Below are 3,685 nucleotides of genomic sequence, written 5' to 3' on the forward strand. Positions count from 1 at the left end.
CCCCGCGCCGTCCGGGCCGGTCCCCGCGCCGTCCGGGCCGGTCCGCGGCGGGCGGGACGTCCGGCGGTCCGCCGAGGGCCGAGGCGGTCCACGGCGGGGCCGCCGCGTTCGATCCTGCCGCGTGTTGGATAGAGTTCCCAAAAGGAAACGCCGCTGACCCTGTGCGGGAGAGATTCCACGCCGCCAGCGTGGGACGCCGAAGGGGCAACCCTCCCCGGAACCTCTCAGGCAAAAGGACCGCGCAGACGAGGCACCTCTGGAAAGCAGGCGCGCGCCCGGAAACGGGGACGGGACGCCTCACCGAAGGGGAAATTCCGCGCGCGTGCGCGGGGGAAGCTCTCAGGTGCCACGACAGAGGGGGAGACCGTCGCCGGCCGCCGGGCCGGGGACGCCTGAGCGACCGCTTTCGCAGCCCAGGAGGCTCTCCCCAATGACCGCCCAGTACTTCGCTCCCGTGGCCTCGCCACAGACCCCGCGGACGGCGTTCGCCGACCGGCACATCGGCCCGTCCGGCGACGAGCGGTCCCGGATGCTGGCGGCCATCGGCTACTCCGGCGCCGAGGCCCTGATCGACAGGGCGGTCCCGGCGGCGATCCGCACCGACCGCCCGCTGGCGCTGCCGCCCGCGCTGTCGGAGCCGGCGGCGCTCGCCCGGCTGCGCGAGCTGGCGGACAAGAACACCGTGCTCACCTCCATGATCGGGCTGGGCTACCACGGCACCCACACGCCGGGCGTGATCCTGCGCAACGTGCTGGAGAACCCGGGCTGGTACACCGCGTACACGCCGTACCAGCCGGAGATCTCGCAGGGCCGGCTCGAGGCGCTGCTGAACTTCCAGACCGTGGTCGCCGACCTGACCGGCCTGCCGGTCGCCAACGCCTCCATGCTGGACGAGGGGACCGCCGCCGCCGAGGCGATGGCGCTGGCCCACCGCGCCGGCCGGCGCAAGGAGCCGGGCGCGTTCCTGGTGGACGCCGACGCGCTGCCGCAGACGATCGAGGTGATCCGCACCCGGGCCGTCCCGCTGGGCATCGAGGTCGTCACCGCCGACCTGTCCGACGGGCTGCCGGACGGCGACTTCTTCGGCGTGCTGGTGCAGTACCCGGGCGCGTCCGGGGCCGTCCGCGACCTGACGCCGCTGGTGGAGGCGGCGCACGCGCGCGACATGCAGGCCGTGGTCGCCGCCGACCTGCTCGCGCTGACGCTGCTGCGGCCGCCCGGGGAGAGCGGCGCCGACATCGTGGTCGGCTCGGCGCAGCGGTTCGGCGTCCCCTACGGCTTCGGCGGCCCGCACGCCGGGTACATGGCCGTCCGCGAGGGCATCCAGCGGCAGCTCCCGGGCCGCCTGGTCGGCGTCTCGGTCGACATCGACGGCAAGCCCGCCTACCGGCTGGCCCTGCAGACCCGCGAGCAGCACATCCGCCGCGAGAAGGCCACCAGCAACATCTGCACCGCGCAGGTGCTCCTCGCCGTCATGGCCAGCATGTACGCGGTGTACCACGGCCCGGAGGGCCTGGCCGCCATCGCGCAGCGCGCCCACCTGCACGCCGTCCGGCTCGCCGCGGGACTGCGCGCGGGCGGCGTCGAGGTCGTCCACGAGCACTTCTTCGACACCGTGCTCGCCCGCGTGCCGGGCCGCGCCGCCGAGGTCGTCGCCGCCGCGCGCGCCCTGGGCGTGAACCTGCGCCCGGTGGACGCCGACCACGTCGGCATCGCCTGCGACGAGACCACCGTCGACGAGCACGTCGAGACCGTCTGGAAGGCGTTCGGCGTCGAGGGCGTGCCCGCGGGCGCTCCGGCGGGCGCCGCGGAGGGCACCGCCGAGGCCCCGGCCGGGGACGTGCCCGCCGCGCTGCGCCGGGAGAGCCCGTACCTGACCCACCCGGTGTTCCACGCGCACCGCTCCGAGACCGCGATGCTGCGCTACCTGCGCCGCCTCCAGGACAAGGACATCGCGCTCGACCGCTCCATGATCCCGCTCGGCTCCTGCACGATGAAGCTGAACGCGACGACGGAGATGGAGCCCATCACCTGGCCGGAGTTCGCGAACATCCACCCGTTCGCGCCGCTCGACCAGGCCGCCGGGTACGTCGAGCTGATCGGCGAGCTGGAGGGCTGGCTCGCCGAGATCACCGGCTACGCCCGGGTGTCGGTGCAGCCGAACGCCGGGTCGCAGGGCGAGCTCGCCGGGCTGCTGGCGATCCGCGGCTACCACGCCTCGCGCGGTGAGGGGCACCGCGACGTGTGCCTGATCCCGTCCTCCGCGCACGGCACCAACGCCGCGTCCGCGGTGATGGCCGGGATGAAGGTCGTGGTCGTCAAGTGCGACGACGGCGGCAACATCGACGTCGACGACCTGCACGCCAAGATCGCCAAGCACGGCGACGCGCTCGCCGCGATCATGGTGACCTACCCGTCCACGCACGGGGTGTTCGAGGAGTCCATCACCGAGGTCTGCAAGTCCGTGCACGACGCGGGCGGCCAGGTCTACGTGGACGGCGCGAACCTGAACGCGCTGGTCGGCCTCGCCCGTCCGGGCGAGTTCGGCTCGGACGTGTCGCACCTGAACCTGCACAAGACCTTCTGCATCCCGCACGGCGGCGGCGGCCCGGGCGTCGGCCCGGTCGGCGTCCGCGAGCACCTCGCGCCGTTCCTGCCGTCCCACCCGCTGCGCGCGGAGGCCGGGCCGCAGGAGACCGGTGTCGGCCCGATCTCGGCCGCGCCGTGGGGCTCGGCGGGCATCCTGCCGATCTCCTGGACCTACATCGCCATGATGGGCCCGGACGGGCTGCGGTCGGCGACCGAGGGCGCGATCATCGGCGCGAACTACCTGGCCGCGCGGCTGGCGCCGCACTTCCCGATCCTCTACACCGGCCGGGACGGGCTGGTCGCGCACGAGTGCATCGCCGACCTGCGCAGGATCACCAAGGAGACCGGCATCACCGCCGAGGACGTCGCCAAGCGGCTGATCGACTACGGTTTCCACGCCCCGACGCTGGCGTTCCCGGTCGCCGGGACGCTGATGATCGAGCCGACCGAGAGCGAGGACCTCGCCGAGCTCGACCGGTTCGTGGACGCCATGGTGGAGATCCGCCGGGAGATCCAGGCCGTCGCCGACGGGGAGCTCGACCGCGAGGACAACCCGCTGAAGAACGCCCCGCACACCGCCGACTGCCTGGTCACCGAGGACTGGAAGCACGCCTACCCGCGCGAGCGCGCCGCCTACCCGCTGCCGTCCCTGCGCGAGGGCAAGTACTGGCCGCCGGTCCGCCGCATCGACCAGGCGTACGGCGACCGCAACCTGATCTGCTCCTGCCCGCCGCCGGAGGCGTTCGAGGACTGATCCGCACGGACGGTGAGGGCCCGTTCCGGGGTGTCCCGGGGCGGGCCCTTTCCGGTCCCTGCTTGTGATCTACAACGTAAAGGCCGGCGGCAGGAACGGGCCGCGCGTCATGATCGAATCCGGGTGTGTCGGGGCGGGACGCGGGGCGGCCGGATCGCTAGGCTCGGCTCGCCGAACCCCGACCCCCAGAGGGCAGTAGACGATCATGAGCGACACGCCCGGACCGGCCGCCGAGGCCGCGTCAGCCGAGTCAGCCGTCACTCCGGTGGAACAGGCGGCGGCGCCCGTCCCCGCCCCGGCGGGCGGCGGCGCGCCGGGCGGGGGTGCGCCGGGCGGGGGTGC

Annotated in this window: 1 protein-coding gene and 2 riboswitches; the gene reads left to right on the forward strand. The window is 74.0% G+C overall.

All coding sequences use genetic code 11. From position 1 onward, the window contains the following. The first annotated feature begins 154 nt into the window (after window positions 1-154). Window positions 155-250: riboswitch (glycine riboswitch) on the forward strand. A 1-nt stretch (window position 251) separates the two neighbouring features. After that, window positions 252-362: riboswitch (glycine riboswitch) on the forward strand. Window positions 363-430: 68 nt separating this feature from the next. Continuing rightward, window positions 431-3,343, forward strand: a complete 2,913-nt coding sequence (gene gcvP / locus DZF91_RS26615) for an aminomethyl-transferring glycine dehydrogenase (RefSeq protein WP_117359920.1) — start codon at window positions 431-433, stop codon at window positions 3,341-3,343. Window positions 3,344-3,685: the final 342 nt, after the last annotated feature.

The sequence above is a fragment of the Actinomadura logoneensis genome (assembly GCF_003428695.1).
GTDB lineage: Bacteria > Actinomycetota > Actinomycetes > Streptosporangiales > Streptosporangiaceae > Spirillospora > Spirillospora logoneensis.